This window comes from Helicobacter sp. NHP19-003, assembly GCF_019703305.1.
In the GTDB taxonomy this organism is placed as follows: Bacteria; Campylobacterota; Campylobacteria; order Campylobacterales; family Helicobacteraceae; genus Helicobacter; species Helicobacter gastrocanis.
In genome coordinates this window covers 1-16561 of record NZ_AP024816.1, presented here as the reverse complement: position 1 = coordinate 16561, position 16561 = coordinate 1, and the positions used below count along the sequence as shown (strand labels likewise).

Sequence of the window (16561 nt, the reverse complement as noted above, 5' to 3'; positions counted from 1 at the left end):
TTCAAACCTCATACCTTAAGTAATTTGACTACACAATTATAGCGAATTTTTTATTTAAATTCGTTATTAGTGCGGATTTCTTCGTTATTAGTGCGGATTTCTTCGTTATTAGTGCGGATTTCTTCGTTATTAGTGCGGATTTCTTCGTTATTACCTCCTTACAAACCTCGTTCCACACGAAGCCCGCGGGGGGCCTAAAAAGGTTAAAAGGCTACGCCTTTAAAAAGGTTAAAAACCTGCGCGTGCCTGCGCATGACGCTCGGGAACTAGGATCAGCCCAAAAGTAGGTCGTGAAACTTAGAAAAAATGAAAAATTTTTGATGTGAAGGTGCATGAAAAGATGCATGAAAAGGTGCATGAATCGGTAAGCCAAGCTGACGCTTGGCGTCTATATTGCTCTTGGGGGCAAGCCCCCAAACCCCCAAGAGAGAGTTTTGAAGTGAGAGATGAGTTTGTTTTGTGGTTTTAGAACGCCTTTGCAGTAAAGAGGACTTTTGGGTTTTAAAGTGAGAATCAGCGTTTAAAAGGCCATAGACGCTTTGGAGGCTCAAAAGGTGTCTCTAGGTATGGGTTAGGGGTAAAGTGTTGGTTGTAGTGGGTTTTAAACGCTCAAAAACGCTATTCATACAAACAGGCAAAACTCCAAAAGCTCTAGGTACTACTAAAAATGCCCCAAACTACACCTTGCAATTTGTCAATGAAACCCATCTTTTGTTGAACTGCAGAATATTGCATGCCATGGAGAGCTACAAGTCCCAAATAGAGTCTTTAGATTAAAATGGGGTATGGAAATACAGACTTCAAAGGTTTTTAAAAAGTGGCTCAATAAGCTAAGAGATGAAATAGCTCGTGCTAAAATCTCATATCGGATTAAGCGTTTGAAAGATGGGGATTTGGGTGATTATAAACACATCCAAGAAACCATCTTTGAATTGCGTATCCACACGGGACCCGGCTATCGCTTGTATATATCTAAACAAGGGGCAAAACTGGTGATTTTGCTGTGTGGAGGCGACAAAAGCACACAACAAAGAGATATAATCAAGGCACAAAAAATCTTAGAACAGGAGTTTTAGCATGGCTTTTAAACCATTTAGCATACCTAAAACTTTAAACACAGATGCAAGACGCTTGGCTTACCTTAATGTTGTTTTAGAAGAGGGCAATGCGGCAGAGCTCAAAGATACTTTAAAAATCCTTGCAGAATCTAAGGGCATAACATTGCCTGAGTTTAAGGGGGGAGTCATTGAGTTTTTGTCTGCTATGAAAAACTTAGGATTTGAATTGCGTCAGCGTGCAGTGCAAACACATAAAATCAAACGCAAAGTTTATAAACGCCACTGAACTTTTGCTTGTGTTGTCAAATGATTTTGTGATTTTTGGGGGAGTGGGGGAGAGACAAAAACTCAATCAGCAGACATAGTGTTTAAATCGCTTTTAAAGGCTCGTAGAGCGAAAGGTTAGGGGCTGGGAGTTCCGAACCCCTATAGTTTTGTGGTTGAAAGCGATTGTGGGGGGTTGTATAGCTTGAGAAGACGAAACAAATCTTTGGAGTGAGTCTTTCATCCAAGCTTTCTAGGTTCTATGGGTTTCGTTAGCAAATTGAGAAAAGGTAGTTAGTGGTTACCACATCTTAGCTAGCCGTGCCCTTGAGGATTTAAGCCTTCTTGGCAGAAATCCCACTCGTCTTTAGCGGGTGGGATGAATGCCACTAATTCGTGATACAATATCTCCATACATTTGTATCTACGGCAGGAAGTGCCGAAAGTTACGCCTTTGGAGATACGATGTGTGAGACCTGTAGGGAATGCGTTGGAGCTCAAACTCTGTAAAATCCCTACTATAGGGCACAGAGCGAGAACCAAACTCTCCCTACGGGCAACATCGGCCAAGGAAGCCAAAATGTCTTTAGCATTTGGGTACTTCACAGACCTATGACAATGACATTGCCAAGCACAACGCTAGTTTAGAGTTCGACGCTAGGCTCACTCCAAAGATCGCCCAGTCAGAGATTTATCTAAGAAACATTGTAGATTTTTGTATGCAATTAGTCACTGGCAGTCCAGCTTGGATTATGAACGAGCCCTACCTAAGCAAAGAGATAGAGAAGATTCATAAGCGAACAAGGAGAGATAAGTCAGCCCAAGATAATATAGATCATGCCCAATCTGTTGATCTAAAAGCTTACAATTCGTATTTATTGTCTAATTTAACCTTGGGGTCTGTTATCGTTACCATCAAACAAAACCATTTGCAAAATTTGATCTTTGATTTTAGAAAACATAGGCTAGATTTTAGAGATTTTTGCAGCCTTAATAAAAGAGTAGATTTAAAACTCCCCAATTATCACAAAGTCAATATCGTCTTAGACCTATTTTCTAATTTGAGAAATGCTTGTTTTCACTGGGAAAATTTAGCAAAAACTAGAGTCAAGGATGGCATTGCATATCCTAGAATTTCTGTGCGCATTCTGAGTGGCGAGATGGGTTTGCACTCCAAGCGGATTGTGAATCTTGCATACGAGAAAATCGAGTATTTTCTAGAGTTTTTACTGCAGAATTTAGGGCAAAAAACTCAATAAGACAACTAAAAACTAATCTTCAAGCCGGGGGAGCCCCGTTGAATTTCATGCTCATTTTTACATAGATAGTGTAAAAAGCTCCTTAACAATATGAAAACATAACCGCAAACAAAATAAGGATATACTAAACACATGATCAGAAAAAAGAAAGCAACACAGACCCTAAAGCCCCATATAACGCTCCCACCACCCTTTGGACTAAAGGAATTTGAGAATAAATTTTGGCGTTTTAAAGAGAAAAAGTTGTTAGTGGATGCACACATCGGTTGCGTGTATGCTGATAAGGCTAAAGTGTGTGGGTATGGAGCGGTGCTCACTTTGTTTTATAAAGAGAAAGACGAAACTCTTTCATTAGAGCAAAGAAAGCTTGCACCTTGGCAACACCTAGAACACATCTTGCAGGGCGTGCCACCCACTAGCGTGCTGTCTTGGGATTTGGATCGGATGTATTTGTACACTCTGTGCAAAGTCTTAGGAAGTATTGGACGACCTTCTTATGTCTTTTTACACACAAAGTCCTCTTATCTTTTGGAGAATGTCCCTCGTTTTAGATCTCTAACAGATCGCCCTACTCTAAAAGACGAGGATTTATGGATGCGCTTAGGGCACTCGTTAAATGAACACACTCTTGTCTTTGATACAAAATGGTGTAAGAATGTGTGTTTTAAATTTGCTTGGGACAACATCACCACTTCTTTACAAGAACGCAGAGAAAAACGAGAGGAGTTGAAGGTGTGCAGGGCACAACTAAAAAAATACAATGCGCAATTAAAGCCATATAAACACGAGAGACTTAAACAGCGCATTGCTTCTAGCTTTGCTATGGCAAAAAGAGGAACAAAAAGAAAGGACAGATAAGCACCCTAGCACTAGGCTTGTCATCTAACCCATTTTGTGCGGCATTCTCAGCTAGTCGTTGGTGTTTTAGCCAAACCAAACCCCCTCTTCTCTCTCTTAATCTGCTCCAACTCTTGTACGCTCAAATTAGAGTAGTTCAAAGCCCTTTGTCCCCCAAACTCTTTAAGTCCGATCAAAGTCCCAAAATACTTTTTCATAAAGGGGTTTGTCTTTTCACAAAAACGCCAAAGGTATTCTAATTCAGTGTTGGCATTTGTCAGCTGTGTAAAAAACAACCACTCTTCAAGAGCATCAATAAATTCAGTGGTATCTGTTTCAACTTCTCTAAGTTTAGCCTGTAAGTCTTGGTGTTCTTGCTCAATCCGTGTGAGCCTTGAATACTCTTTGCTGGAGATAAACATCCCTTGCTCGGGCACTTTTGATTTTGGGTCTAAGATTTTATAGATCAAACTCTGGAAGCGCATTAGGTTTTCTTTACTCAAAGCCTCAGAATACCTAGCTAGTTGTTTGCCACTCTTTAAATCCAAAGTGAAAAACCACACTTCATAAGCGACAGGTGTGATTTGGGTGTATTCTAAGAGGGCAAATCCCGTAGAGCGGGCAATTTTACCGATTAAACGGGTGATTTGGCTATGGGCCGTGTGTTCGTAGACATTAAAGACAAGCTTTAAGAGCGTGTTGTCCTTTAGAGGAGCAAATCCACTTCTTTTCCTGCCTTGTAGGCGGGATTTGCGCTCTTTGGCTTTTTGATAAAGCCTTTCAAAACGCTTTAAACTTTTTTTATGAAACAAACCCAGTGGGTATCTTCTAGGAGGCGGAGGCGTGAAAAGATCAAAGCGGTGATCTACTGGAACCTCAGGCACTTCTAAATAGTTTTTATTACGCCCTCTACACACGATGACAGACAAGGCAGGTTTTTGCTGTGGGCTATTGTTATGGTTTGGAGATTCTAACAAAATCAACCTTTTTAAGAAATTCAAAAAATGTTTATACATAAAAGCTTAATAAAAATCAAGTCTTGCGTTTAGTATTTGAAAATAACTATTTGTTTATACACTTAATATTTATTTAAGCTAGAGTGTTTTAACATGGTTGCGTTTTTCGATAACCTTAATAAAAACTGAAAGGGAAGCGATGCAAAAATTCATTGAAATGGGTTACTACGAGTTGCAAGAGTTTCTCATTAGAAAAGGTGTGCGTTACGATTTAGCAAAACGCATCAGCAAGCGCATTTTTAAAAATGGGGGCAAGTTGCCTAAAAATTATGCCCTTGATTTTGTCAAAGAGCATGAAGCCTATGCCAAGACTTTGTTAAAAAAACAGGGCAGAAAGTTGGGAGATGAGGCTTGGGACTTTCCTAAATTAGGGGAAGAAAGAGAAGTCCAAAAGCTTGATTTTTCCCAAATCGCCCAAGATTGTGGGGAGTATTGGTTTTTCCCCCAAATCTGCCAAGAACGCCAAAGTATAGAACCCAAACAGCTTTTTGCAAACTCCGCTCAAATTGAAAAATTTATACGCGGGTGCTTTTCCTTTTCTAAGCAAATTTGCGATCATGTCGCCCAGCATTATCTAAAGAGCAATTATGGAGGGTTGTTTGGCGATTTTAAAATCTCCTTTGAAGCTTTTAAGCAAGATTTATTGAAGACTTTCAAGGGCAATGATTTTGAGTTGTGCAAGGCTTTTTGTAAATTACAACCCTATTGTGTGGATGGGGATTTGGTGTTTGCGATTACACCCAATGCGAGCACTCCAAAAGTTTCATTGCCACGAGAATCCACTGATCAGTTCTTAAAGTTTTTAGAAGAGCAAGAAAAGAAAGATAAAGCTATTCTTAAATGTCTAATTGGCATTTTGTACAAAAAGCCATTAGGTTTTACGCCATCGCACCAAGAAAAAAGACTCACCCGTTTGCACTTAGAGAGAGATTGTGGACTTTTAAAGTTGGCACACACACCAACAATAGAGGAAGATTTAAAAAATGCAAACATTGCCTTTCTAAGTGTGTTTAACTCTGACACACACCACTATTACTTTCCGGTGGCTTTTAGATTGTGGGCTTTGGCGCGTTTAAAAGACCTCTTGAAAAAATCTGAATTGAGAAGCACTCTAGAAACCCTATATGATCGGCTAGAGTACCCACAACGATTTATATTAACCCATCTTCATGAAATTAAACGCCGTGCGCTTTGGTCTTACGTGCATGACTTGCTAAGTCATTTACAACTTCCTTTGCGTGTCGTAGCGCAAAAAGAAACATGGCAAGTGGAAAAAGTTTCTAACTTTTTCCCTCTTGCTCTCTCTTTAAACCAAAAGCCCACACCCATACACGAGATACGCACTTTACTGGTGTTGGACAACCCTAAGATTAATAAAGACAGCCTCTCCACACAAAAAGAGCAACCACCCTCCATGCTTGAAACGCCTCAAAAAGAGCCAACGACCCAAGAAGAATTGGATGAGTGGGAATACCAACAATATGAGGCTTTTTCAAAGGAACAAACAAAATTGTTATACAAGATGCTAGAAGAGGGCATAGACCCTTTTGAATATGAGCCACAAACTTCTTACACTCCAGAGGCACTCTATAAATACTTGGATTGCGTGAGTGGCCAAGAAGAGGCCAAGAAGGCACTTTGTGTTACTCTTAGCGATCACTATGCCCGCTTTAATGGCAACCCATGCATGCCTAAAACCAACATGCTCTTAATCGGTCCCTCAGGTAGCGGCAAGACTTTTATGACGACCACGCTGTTAAAAAAGCTAGACATCCCCTACTACATCGCTGATGCTTCTAACTTAACCCCTACGGGATGGAAAGGTGAGGAATTGATGAGCATCTTTGTTGGACTGTATGTTAGTGCAGGCAAAGACATAGAAAAAGCCCAAAAAGGGGTGATATTCTTGGATGAAGTGGATAAGCTAGGGATGGAGGTTACCGACAACCAGTTTAAATCTTTGGTGCAAACCGAATTACTAAAGCCCATGGAAGGGCACGCAGTCACCTTCGCCTACGACAAGCAAGACATCACGCTTAAAACCGATGAAATTTTATTCATCTTTGCGGGGCATTTTAAAGACCTTTACGCGAGCTTAAACACAACAATACAGCCTAAAAACTCCATTGGTTTTACAAACACCAAGCCTACACTACCTAGTACAACTTCAAAAGAAGTGAGCAGTCAGGATTTACAGCGTTGTGGGCTGTTTAGAGAGTTTATCGGGCGCATTGGCAATGTTGTGGTGTTAGAGCCTGTCGATCACAAGATGTTATCTAATGCCATTGACAACGAGTCCAAACCCTTCAAAGACAACTTTAGAGAGCATGGCAGTATATTAGAAATTGATGAGGGGGCTAAAGAGGTGATCATTGAGAAAGCCATGCAAGAGGGCACGGGCATGCGTGCCATTAAAACCCTTTTAAGTCGAGTGATCCATACACTGAGATTTAGCATGGAAAAGTGGCAAGACCACAAGTGCATCATCACAGCAGAGACCATAACAAACAAAAAAGAGCCCATGAAGATTCCATTGAATATATCTAAGGAAAATGGTTAATGCTTGGGTGTTTTAAAAATGGCAAGACACAAATTTTATTACAAAGGAGAAGAGATGTTGTCTAAATCTAAGTTTATCCAGGGCATGCGATGCCCTAAAATGCTGTGGTTTGCAGAACACAAACCAGAGGTTTTAGAGAAAGCAAAGGAGGCTCATGGAGAACTGGAAGATAAGATACAAGAGGGCAAAGAGGTGGGGCAGTTGGCGCAGGAATTGTTTGCTGGTGGGGTGGAAGTGGCTTATAACACAGACATAGGGCAAATGGTGGCGCGCACACAAGAATTATTGAAGCAAGGTGTTAAAACCATTTATGAGGCGACTTTTGAGTTTCAAGGGGTTGTTGTGATGGTGGATATTTTAGAAATCCACAGCGATGGCATGGTGTTAAACGAGGTGAAAAGCGCCACAAAGGTTTATGAGGATAAAAACAAAACAAAGCCCGAAAAGAAATATTTATGGGATTTGGCAGTGCAATACTATGTCCTTAAAGGTTGTGGCTACGAGATTAAGGGGGCTTACTTAGTTGGCCTCAACAACACCTACACAAGACAAGGGGCACTGGATTTAGAAAAGTTGTTTGTCAAGCACGATTTTTTAGGGTTTGTCAAGGACTTTTATAGTGAAATGCTCCAGCGTTTAGAGGACATACAGAGCACCCTAGCAAACCCACAAGAGCCAGATACCGACATCGGCGAGTATTGCAAGAAACCCTATGAGTGTTTGGCTAAACATTATTGTTGGGAGAAACAGCGGGGGATTGTAGGGCATGAGCACATCTTTGCCATTGCAAATCAAAAATTTGCTTCCAAGATGAAGTTATACCAAAACAAGAAAATCTTTTTCACAGACTTAGAAAAAGAGGACATCCAAGTTCTCACAGACAATCAAAGAATACAAGTAGAATGCGCTTTAAACGGCGAGGCACACATCAACCAAAATGAGATTAACAAGTTTTTAAAAACCATAAGATACCCCGTCTATCATTTGGATTTTGAAACTTATAAACCCGCCATCCCTCCATTTGATGGTACCAAACCCCATGGGCAAATCCCCTTCCAATACTCTATCCACATCGATCATGGCGATGGTAAACTAGAACATAGGGAGTTTTTAGCAGATTGTGGCACAGATGGGCGTTTGGCTTTGGCAGAGCAACTTATCCAAGACATCCCCCAAGATGCGTGTGTGCTCGCCTACAACGCCGCCTTTGAGAAAAATGTCCTGAAAGATTTGGCTGATTTGTTGGAGGCACAGCACCAACAAGTGGTCAAAGCACTACTGGCGATCAAAGAGAACATTTTAGACCTGATGATCCCATTTAAAGAAGGGCATTACTACGATCCCAAAATGGTGGGCAGTTACTCCATCAAAAGCGTTTTACCCGCTTTGGTACCCGACTTTGAAAGGGCTTATGAGGATTTGGAATTGGTACATAAGGGCACAGAAGCCATGGTCATTTACGCCAAAATGCCTAGCATGCCAAAAGAGCAACAAGAACAAACCAAACAAGCCCTTTTGGAGTATTGCAAGCTAGACACCTTGGCGATGGTGAAGGTACTGGAAGCGTTAGAGGTGTTAAGGGGGATATAAAAGGTTTTATGGCTTTGATGAGTGGCTTAATGTAAAGCTCTCATCTCTTGCTCTTGAATAACTTTTTAAGAGCTTTTGGCAACTTAAGCCATCATTCCAGCCTCCTTTTTCAGCCCAAACAGCCAAAATACCCAGAATCAATGCCAAACAATGCTAAAAAGCGAGTATAAATGCACTACACTCTAAAGAACAAAGACCGCCCCGTTTTAGAATTTGAAGTGCTAAACGAGGGCAAGAACCTACACTTTAAAGTATTGAATGAAGCTCTATTGCCCCATTATATCCGCATCAATGGGGCAAGTGAAAAGCACCTTTTAAGATGGCTACGCAAACGCAAAGTCCCCGATAATCGCTGTTTCGCTTATTCAATCTTAAACGCCCTAGAGGGAGGCATAGAGGCTGATGAAAAAAACCCTTTGTCATATCTTAACACAACTTTCGCACTCTCACTAAAAGACAGCTTTTGGGTTGTGCCCACTAACGAGGCACATCTGTATAAGTGGGCTCATGTTAATCTTTTTGAAAATGAGTTTAACCCTATTTTGCAAAGAGTGGCTTTTAATGGGGATAGGGGGCAAACACAAGGACAAATCCTAAGCCCCGAGCCCACCACAGATGGTATGCTTAAAAAGTGTTGGTATAGAACTTCTCAGGGCATTGAACTCATCAAGGGGACAGGGGAGGGAGATGAAGTGCGCTATGTTGTGGCTAGAGAGCCTTTATGTGAATACTATATGCCCCAAGTCGCACAAGCAATGGGTTTAGATTGTGTGGAATATGGCCTAGAAAAAGGGATTGGGGAATGGGAGAGGCGTGAAAGGTTTAGCACTTGCCCGCTTTTTACAAGTCAAGAAGTGGGGTTTTTAGCCATTTGGGAGTGTTTGCCTTATGAGGTGTTGCGTTCAAAAGAATTAGAGCAAGCCATAGAAGCGGTGATGGGTAAGCAAGCCTTTAGTGATTTAATGCTCTTTGATGCCATTATTGGCAACATTGACCGCCATTTGGGTAATTTTGGGATGTTGATAGACAATGATACAAATGAACTCATAAAACCTGCTCCTATCTTTGACAATGGGTGGGCAATTTTTAACTTCATCGATCAATGGGGGATTGATAAGTATTTTAATTTAGCTTACATACGACCATACTATTTTAAAAGCAGTTTGGGCTACCGCTTTAATAAACTTGTTGAAATGCACACCACACCTAGGCATTTAGATTTATGCGACAAGCTCCAAGACTTTACATTTACTCCACACCCTAAATACCGCCCAAGCCGTGGTTTGATCAAGGCGTGCAGTGAAGTGATTTGCCAAAGAGCAAAGGATGCTAAAAGGGTGGTTTATGAGACATTGAAAAACCACAGTTAGCAAGTCTTGGCTTACTGCAAATCTTAGGGGGCTAAAGTAGCTCTGCCACATTGCCTTAAAGCTCTTGCCTTGCCAAAGCTCTAGGGCAATCTCTACCACACAACCCCTTATTTTGCGGGGGCTTTGAATTACATTAACCTTTAAAGGCAATTTGAGCGTGGTTTGTTATAACAGCGACCTTTGTAGGCGGGTCTTCTTTGCCGTTTATTTTTGCTTACCCGTGGTTTTTGGCACAATAGACCTTAACTCTAAGCCCTCATAGTAGTAAGACTGTGTGATGCCTTTAAAAATAACTTCCATATCATCGACCTTATTTGTTAAATGCGCCTTGAGCAATGTTTTGAGTTCTAAATCATTAATGGGGCTTCTCTCCATTGCAGATAAATAGTCGTTCTTATCCACAAACTGCCAATCCACAACAAGTCCTAATTCTTTTTTAAGAATGCAATCTAACCAAATGCGTGCGGCGCGCCCATTGCCCTCCATAAAGGGTGTGCTACATTCATTTCCACATATTTTTCTATGATTTCTTCAAAGTTTGTTTGGGGCATTGTTTCAATTTTCTTAAGGATTTCGTGGATATACAAAGCCGAACAAAACCTAAAGTAACCTTTAGAGATATTCTTGTCCCTGATTTGTCCTGCAAAGTTATAAAGTCCTTGAAAAAGCGCCTTATGTATTTCTTGCAATCCTTTAATCGTGCCGACTTCTATGTCGTTAATTGCCCCGTTTTCAAAGATCTGTTTAGCGTTTTCTAGGCTTTGTTCATCTAAATTCATTCTTTTACCTTTTTGACATTTTTTAGCTATAACAAAGTTTCGTGTTCTTTGCCCTTAACTCCCACGCATTTAAAACAATAAAAAAAAGCATTTCAAATTACATTAAATGCAAATAAAAAATATTACAAATAGCATTAAATACAATGCTAAATGTGTTTGCCCCCACTCCCTTTTTGGGCTTGCTCTTGTTTCACTTGCTCTAAAATCTTTGGCAAATTATCGTTAAGGTTATACAAGTCCCTCAAATACATTTGCGCCTCTTCCTTTAGCTCGCTTGCCTTTTGCGGGTCTGCCTTACCTATTTGGTAGTATAAAATCGCTTATTTCCTTGTTAATTTCGGCATTTATTGCTCTACATGTTCTAAGCTCTGCTCTTGGCAACTTTCTAAAAAACGAGCAAATCCGCCACAATCACCCTCTGCTTTACAACTTTCTAAAAAGCTCAAATACTCCGCCCGCTGACTATCTACAATCAAGGGCGGGATTAAGTCGTTTTGGATAGCTTGAAATGCCATAATAAGCCGACCTGTACGCCCATTGCCATCAATGAAAGGGTGAATACGCTCGTATTCGGCGTGAAATATAGTAATTTGGGTTAGGTTAAGGGCATTGCTCGGGTATTGAAACAATAAGTTTTCTAACTTTTGAGCGATAAAAATGGGGGGAGTTGGGGCAAAATTTGCACCAGCCACAACGACTTCAGCGGTGCGGTAAGTGCCGATGGGCTTAGAAACAAATTGCGGGGTTATGTCTAAAGCGGTCTTAAACAACAAATAGTGTAAATCTTTAATAAAACTTGTGGTTAAAAGCGTGTCCTTGTTACTAGCCTCACGCACAACTAAGTCATAAGCATTAGCAAAGCCCAAAATAATGAGCTGTTCGTGTAGGGGCTTATTAGGTGCGGTTAAACCCTTTTCTAAAAGTCGCTCAGTTTCGCCTAATTGCAAACTTAAACCCTCTATGGCGCTGCTGTGGTGCGTGAGTGTAATACGCAAGGTTCTAAAAAGTTGCTCCCTTTGGAGCAAAGATAAGTCGCTTAGTTTGTGTGCCATCTTGTTAAGAATTTAGTAATTTGGTAGAATTGGGTATTGAAAATGAACTTATTCAAGTCGCTCTTTTGTTTCACAGTCGCTTATGAACAGTTATGTTATGTGTATTTTTGTTCTCATATTTTTGGTTTGCCCTGACCGAAAAATTTTTAAAGATAGTTCTTAATTCATCTTTTGAGATTTTGTCTTCGGCAACATCCAATACAAGTTTTTCCAATTTTTCTTCAAGTTTATCTATTATTTCTTTCTCATTAATGAAAAAGAAATGCATACAGAGATAAACAGCTGTTCTTTTATTGCCGTCTGGAAATGGATGAAATTTGACACATGAAAAGAAAAGGTGCGCTATTTTGCTCTCAAATGTTGGATAGTAATCATCATTCTTAATGTGTTCGAGCACACTCTCAAGGTAACCTATGCTAGTAGGGTTTATTCCTTTTAGTCCCCCCGTCAGCTCCAATATCTCATTATGTATATCAATGGCTTCACCAATATTGATATAAATCAAACTATTTGTCTGCCAATCTTTTATAGACCGCTAAAATGTCCGGATCCTCGAGTCTTTTTCGACATGCAATACGGGCTTCTTGCACAATTTTCGCGCGCTTTTCTTCACTTATTTCTATTTGTTTTTCATGTAATGGCTGTTTCATTTCGACTTGTGTATGTTTTAAATTTGGCATATATTCATCTCCAAGATATTTCGGTAATTATATCACTCTATGGAAGTTTTGGGGGCACCACTACTAACACCCATTTGCTTATTTTTTCTTACCTATAATCGCATGCACTGATCTTTTCAATCAAATCCACACTTTTTAAAGACACCGCGATCACCCTAAGCAAGGTTTCAAAAATGTATTTAACGCCCGATTAAGCAATAGAATAAATTGCGCTAAAAGGTTTGTATTTCGCAAAGATTTATAGCACTTATAGCGTTGCTTAAAAAAGCAAGGGCTTATTTATGATAGTTGCTTGTGATGCCGTGTTTAGTTTCAAGCTCAATAAGAGCATCGCCTAGCTTAGTGTTTTCATATTCAAGGTCATCGATTTTCTCTTGGGCTTGTCTTAGATTTTCTTGTGCATCGTCATATTGCCTTTTTAAAGCGTCATAGTCTGCTTGTGAAGGTTTGGGGGCTATATCCTTTTGCTTTGGCACTTCTTGCGCTTGTGGGGCTTTATTTAGGGCGTTAATTTGCTTTTGGAGATTTGTGTTTGATTCTTCTAACTCTTTTATCTTGGTAAGGTCGTCAGTGTGGCGTGTTGAAAGGGATTGATTAGCTTTTAAGACTTCTTTATAGTCTTTTTGCAAACTTGCAAGGCTCTCTGCTTGCTCTTTGTTTGTTGCATGCAAGCTTTGGACATTTTCAAGGGCTTTGCGAATCACATCGCTTTTAGTAGCAAGGTCTTTGGCAAGGCTATTGCTTTTGGTATCTAACTCTTGCGCTTTGGCTTTAAGGGCTGCAACGCTTTCTATTTGTTTGGACAGCTCTTTATTTGTTGTCTGCAAACCTTGGATAGTTAGCTTATAATCCTTGCTTTGGCTTTGCTTTTCTTTTACAAGATCGTTAATTTGATCTTGTAACCCTTCTTTACCAAACTTCAAAAGAGTTATGTCTGCAAGGGCGCTATTGTGTTTGGATTGTAACTTTTTAAAATCAGCATTCAATTCGACTTGTGCCACTTCAAGTTTTAGCTTTTCTTGAAAGCGTGATTCTGCTAAATCCTCAAGCTCTGTGATGCGAGCTTTTAATCCGTCAATGGTAAGCCCCTTTTTCTTTAGCTCACGCAAGGCCTTATAATCCTCTGCTTCAAATTCACTGAGATTGATTTCTTTTAAACCTTTATTGAGGTTAGCCCAAATCTTGCGTGCGCCCTCAATAAGGGTATGGGCTTTCTTTCCTTTTGGCGCATTGTCTATGAGCTCTGCTAAAGACTTTTCTGCTTCTAGTTTCTGCTGCTTTAGAGTGTTGATCTTATTCTCAACAGCTTCAAGGTATGCTGTTGTCGTTATATTTATCTTTTCAGTGTCGCTAAGTCCGTTTAGGCTTTCCTTATTGAAGTTTTCAACATGTCTTATTTCTAGCTGTTTGAAAAGGCTAGCATAAGTCTTATTGATCACTTTGAGCTCATTTAAATCCTTTTTAACAAGTCTTTGATATTTAGCCTTAAGCTCTTTGCGCTCGCCTTTGCTCTTTTCCATAAGCTTTGCATAGGCTCTAGGCTCAATGCGTTTCACTCCGCTTTTGCGTTTATCCACGCCGCGCTGCATACCTAAAATTGTAGCCACTTCGCTTTGGATCTGTCTAAGGTGTCTAGGTCTTATAAGGCGAAAGATATTCTTGCCCGTGAGCTCGTCAAGCATAACAAACTCCATGTGGGCGTGATGATTAATGCAAACATTGCCCTCATCGTCTATATGCCCCTCATCTCTATGGATAGCGATTTGGTAGCATTGAAAGCCATATTTGTTTTTGAAGTGCCTAGCAAGCCTTTCTAGGTCTTGCATGGTAGTCGTGGGCTTGATATTGACGACAGCACTCCAAAGGTTGCGTGTGGATTTAAAGGGCTGATTAAAGGCTTGCTTATATCGCTCTTTGGCTTTAGCGACTAGCGCATCTCTTAATGCTAAGGCATCATCACAATTCCTATTGCACTCACAGCCATAGCCTAGCTCTTTGGCTAGTAAATATGTGGGCGGTGTTGTGCGGTCATTGTGCTTTAACTGAATATTGTTTGTGGGCTTGAAGTTAATTGACGCAATGCTACCCATTTAACCCTATGCCTCCTAATGTTTTGGTCATATCAGTAAGTCTAGCACAAATAAAATGCTAAGGCATTTTCTCTAAGCCCCCTGCAAGGGCAAACTAGGCGGCGAGCTTGTGAGCGAAACCCCCGTATGGGGGTCGCATAGTTTGCAAATTATGCAACGCCCCTTACGGGGGTTCAGTCGCAAGCTCCTTTGCATAATTTGCCACTCAAACGCCGTGGGGGCTTAAAATGTAAATGGTAATGGGGCAAAACCTCTCACTCCATATACTTCTTAAACCAACTCTTAAAGTGCTTGACATTATCCAAGATGAAAGGGTTTAGAATCTTGTGGGGTTTATCTATGTCTTGAATATCCACTCTAAGCTTGTTATTCTCAGTGTATGTAATGTCTTTAATCTTAAGAACAGCAGGCACACCATTGTTGCTCATATAGATGTTTCTGCCTATGTATTCTGTTAGGTCATTGTTGGGGTTTAGAGCTTGTGGTTGGTTTGGTTGATCGGGTCTTACTAAACCCTGAAAAGTTTTAAAGCCGTTTTTGTCTGTTTGCAACTCTATTTTGACTTCTTTGGGTTGTGGTGTTTGTTGTGATGGTTGTTTAGTTTGTTGTTGTGGTTTCTGTGCTTGCGATTCCACAATTTGATAACCGCCTTTTGCCATAGCTGTTAAAAAAGTTTCTTTATCAGCTAACACAGCACTTTTGGCTTGAAACTCTTTGCCCTCTTTGAAGTATTTGACCACGATTTCATAACCATCTTGAGTGGGTTGAAAAGCATCCACCACAAGAACAACGCTAGGGTCTTGTGATTTGTAAAAAGCCATGTCTAAGATCTCTAGCATGTCTTTATCTTGCTTGGATTGCTTGAGTTGCTCCATGGATTGTTTGATCTGTTTAACGGCTTTTTTGCTTCTAATCTCCCATGCGATGGTTCTTATATCTCTTTTGGCTCGCTCTCTGTCCTTGCTAGTCTTAGTGATGGGCTCAAAGTAGAATTGGATATGTGTGATGCGATTACCCATACCCTTTGTTTTTATCTTTTCATAGCATAGGTTCTCAAAATGGGGGAGCTTGTGGAGTTCTTGGACGGCGGGTTTGAGAAGAAGGCGTTCTATGTTTTCAAAAAGAGTTTTTGGCGGTATCCCCATCAACTCTCTAAACTCCCCCCACTCCATTTTAGGGGGCACGCCTGTGCTTTTCCACTGCTTAAGTAGTCTATAAAGAGTCTTAGCGTATTTACCGCTAATGTTTTGAAACTCTAAAAGCTCAAAAGAAGTAAAGTTGCCGTTTAGATAGTTAAGCAAGTAGCCAAAGTAAGGCGTATTCACTTGGATTTCCATACTCTTAACTTGGGTCTTTTTGGTGTCGTGGTAGTTGATCCGAAATCTTCTAAAGAGCATGATATTTTCATCAGCAAGGGGGTAGAGTGCCCAAAAGCTAGCAGCCTTAATGTTTCTCCAAAGTCTTTTTACAACACCACTGAGATCGCTGTGGCTGATTTTAACCGCATGGGTCATTGTTCTAATCTCATCAATGCCAAACACTAAGAGCTCATCTTGTTTGTCTTTAAGTTTTTGGAATATGGCAAAGAGCAAATTCGCTTCTAATGTGCCTAGCTTGCCTAGGGATACAGAATTGACATCGTTGTGGAAGGTTACATACTTCTCAGCGATGGCATTGGGGATTGTGGGGGCGTTTTGCGTGATGACTTCGGCTTTTATGGGTTGTTGGTCTGTGGGTTGGTCTTGGTCTTGTGTGGGGGTTTCTGTGGTGATGGGTGGGGTTGCTGGTTGCTGTTCTAGGGTGTTTGTGGTAGTTGCTTGATCTTGTGTGGAGCTTGGAAGTTGGGGGGGTGGTGTCTGTGTAGCTAACTCTATTAGCTTGTTAAGGCAATCGGCTTTTTCTTTTTCTAAGGCACTCTTGAGATCACTGTCAGTGGCTCTATCAATGAGAATCTGTAAGTCTTTGAATCGTTGCTCCAAACTTCTCTGTTGCACCAATGACACCAT

General features: G+C 40.6%; 13 protein-coding genes and 1 pseudogene. 8 read left to right on the top strand and 6 right to left on the bottom strand.

Going from position 1 to position 16561, the window contains the following annotated elements; genetic code table 11:
- The first annotated feature begins 785 nt into the window (after positions 1–785).
- The 4 genes from K6J72_RS08060 (at position 786) to K6J72_RS08045 (ending at position 3439) form a co-directional block, all read left to right on the top strand.
- Complete coding sequence (locus K6J72_RS08060; RefSeq protein WP_221281303.1) at positions 786–1076, top strand: type II toxin-antitoxin system RelE/ParE family toxin; 291 nt, start codon at positions 786–788, stop codon at positions 1074–1076.
- A gap of 1 nt (position 1077) precedes the next feature.
- Positions 1078–1344 carry a helix-turn-helix domain-containing protein gene (locus K6J72_RS08055; RefSeq protein WP_221281300.1) on the top strand — a complete coding sequence of 89 codons (267 nt, stop codon included), beginning with the start codon at positions 1078–1080 and terminating at the stop codon, positions 1342–1344.
- 571 nt (positions 1345–1915) lie between these two features.
- Entirely contained in the window at positions 1916–2581 is a 666-nt protein-coding gene (locus K6J72_RS08050; protein WP_221281296.1) for a hypothetical protein, read from the top strand.
- A gap of 132 nt (positions 2582–2713) precedes the next feature.
- The gene (locus tag K6J72_RS08045; protein WP_221281295.1) at positions 2714–3439 is read left to right on the top strand and encodes a F0F1 ATP synthase subunit B family protein; all 726 of its coding nucleotides are present in this window, start codon (positions 2714–2716) and stop codon (positions 3437–3439) included.
- Between the two features lie 47 nt (positions 3440–3486).
- On the opposite strand, the gene K6J72_RS08040 is transcribed toward K6J72_RS08045, so the two are convergent.
- Complete coding sequence (locus K6J72_RS08040) at positions 3487–4395, bottom strand: hypothetical protein (RefSeq protein WP_221281294.1); 909 nt, start codon at positions 4393–4395, stop codon at positions 3487–3489.
- Between the two features lie 178 nt (positions 4396–4573).
- Here K6J72_RS08040 and K6J72_RS08035 point away from each other — a divergent pair, with 178 nt between their 5' ends.
- The 3 genes from K6J72_RS08035 (at position 4574) to K6J72_RS08025 (ending at position 9954) form a co-directional block, all read left to right on the top strand.
- Positions 4574–6994: an AAA family ATPase gene (locus tag K6J72_RS08035; RefSeq protein WP_221281292.1), complete on the top strand. Its 2421-nt coding sequence runs from the start codon at positions 4574–4576 to the stop codon at positions 6992–6994.
- Positions 6995–7048: 54 nt separating this feature from the next.
- Complete coding sequence (locus tag K6J72_RS08030) at positions 7049–8584, top strand: DUF2779 domain-containing protein (RefSeq protein WP_221281316.1); 1536 nt, start codon at positions 7049–7051, stop codon at positions 8582–8584.
- A 170-nt stretch (positions 8585–8754) separates the two neighbouring features.
- Positions 8755–9954, top strand: coding sequence for a HipA domain-containing protein (locus K6J72_RS08025; RefSeq protein ID WP_260320721.1), 1200 nt, complete (start codon positions 8755–8757; stop codon positions 9952–9954).
- A gap of 204 nt (positions 9955–10158) precedes the next feature.
- Here the strand turns inward: K6J72_RS08025 and fic are convergent.
- From fic to K6J72_RS08005, 4 genes and pseudogenes are all read right to left on the bottom strand, one after another.
- Positions 10159–10733 (bottom strand): annotated as a pseudogene (gene fic / locus K6J72_RS08020) (protein adenylyltransferase Fic).
- Between the two features lie 344 nt (positions 10734–11077).
- The gene (locus K6J72_RS08015; RefSeq protein ID WP_221281313.1) at positions 11078–11785 is read right to left on the bottom strand and encodes a Fic family protein; all 708 of its coding nucleotides are present in this window, start codon (positions 11783–11785) and stop codon (positions 11078–11080) included.
- Positions 11786–11855: 70 nt separating this feature from the next.
- Entirely contained in the window at positions 11856–12290 is a 435-nt protein-coding gene (locus K6J72_RS08010; protein WP_221281311.1) for a type II toxin-antitoxin system death-on-curing family toxin, read from the bottom strand.
- Positions 12291–12740: 450 nt separating this feature from the next.
- Entirely contained in the window at positions 12741–14072 is a 1332-nt protein-coding gene (locus tag K6J72_RS08005) for a coiled-coil domain-containing protein (RefSeq protein WP_221281309.1), read from the bottom strand.
- A gap of 21 nt (positions 14073–14093) precedes the next feature.
- Here K6J72_RS08005 and K6J72_RS08000 point away from each other — a divergent pair, with 21 nt between their 5' ends.
- Positions 14094–14282, top strand: a complete 189-nt coding sequence (locus tag K6J72_RS08000) for a hypothetical protein (protein WP_221281307.1) — start codon at positions 14094–14096, stop codon at positions 14280–14282.
- A gap of 527 nt (positions 14283–14809) precedes the next feature.
- Here the strand turns inward: K6J72_RS08000 and K6J72_RS07995 are convergent.
- Positions 14810–16561, bottom strand: coding sequence for a replication initiation protein (locus K6J72_RS07995; protein ID WP_221281305.1), 1752 nt, complete (start codon positions 16559–16561; stop codon positions 14810–14812).

Coding starts and splice junctions, on each gene's coding strand:
- K6J72_RS08060 (WP_221281303.1), top strand. CDS start 786: ATGGAAATACAGACTTCAAAGGTTTTTAAAAAGTGGCTCAATAAGCTA.
- K6J72_RS08055 (WP_221281300.1), top strand. CDS start 1,078: ATGGCTTTTAAACCATTTAGCATACCTAAAACTTTAAACACAGATGCA.
- K6J72_RS08045 (WP_221281295.1), top strand. CDS start 2,714: ATGATCAGAAAAAAGAAAGCAACACAGACCCTAAAGCCCCATATAACG.
- K6J72_RS08035 (WP_221281292.1), top strand. CDS start 4,574: ATGCAAAAATTCATTGAAATGGGTTACTACGAGTTGCAAGAGTTTCTC.
- K6J72_RS08030 (WP_221281316.1), top strand. CDS start 7,049: ATGTTGTCTAAATCTAAGTTTATCCAGGGCATGCGATGCCCTAAAATG.
- K6J72_RS08025 (WP_260320721.1), top strand. CDS start 8,755: ATGCACTACACTCTAAAGAACAAAGACCGCCCCGTTTTAGAATTTGAA.
- K6J72_RS08015 (WP_221281313.1), bottom strand. CDS start 11,785: ATGGCACACAAACTAAGCGACTTATCTTTGCTCCAAAGGGAGCAACTT.
- K6J72_RS07995 (WP_221281305.1), bottom strand. CDS start 16,561: ATGGTGTCATTGGTGCAACAGAGAAGTTTGGAGCAACGATTCAAAGAC.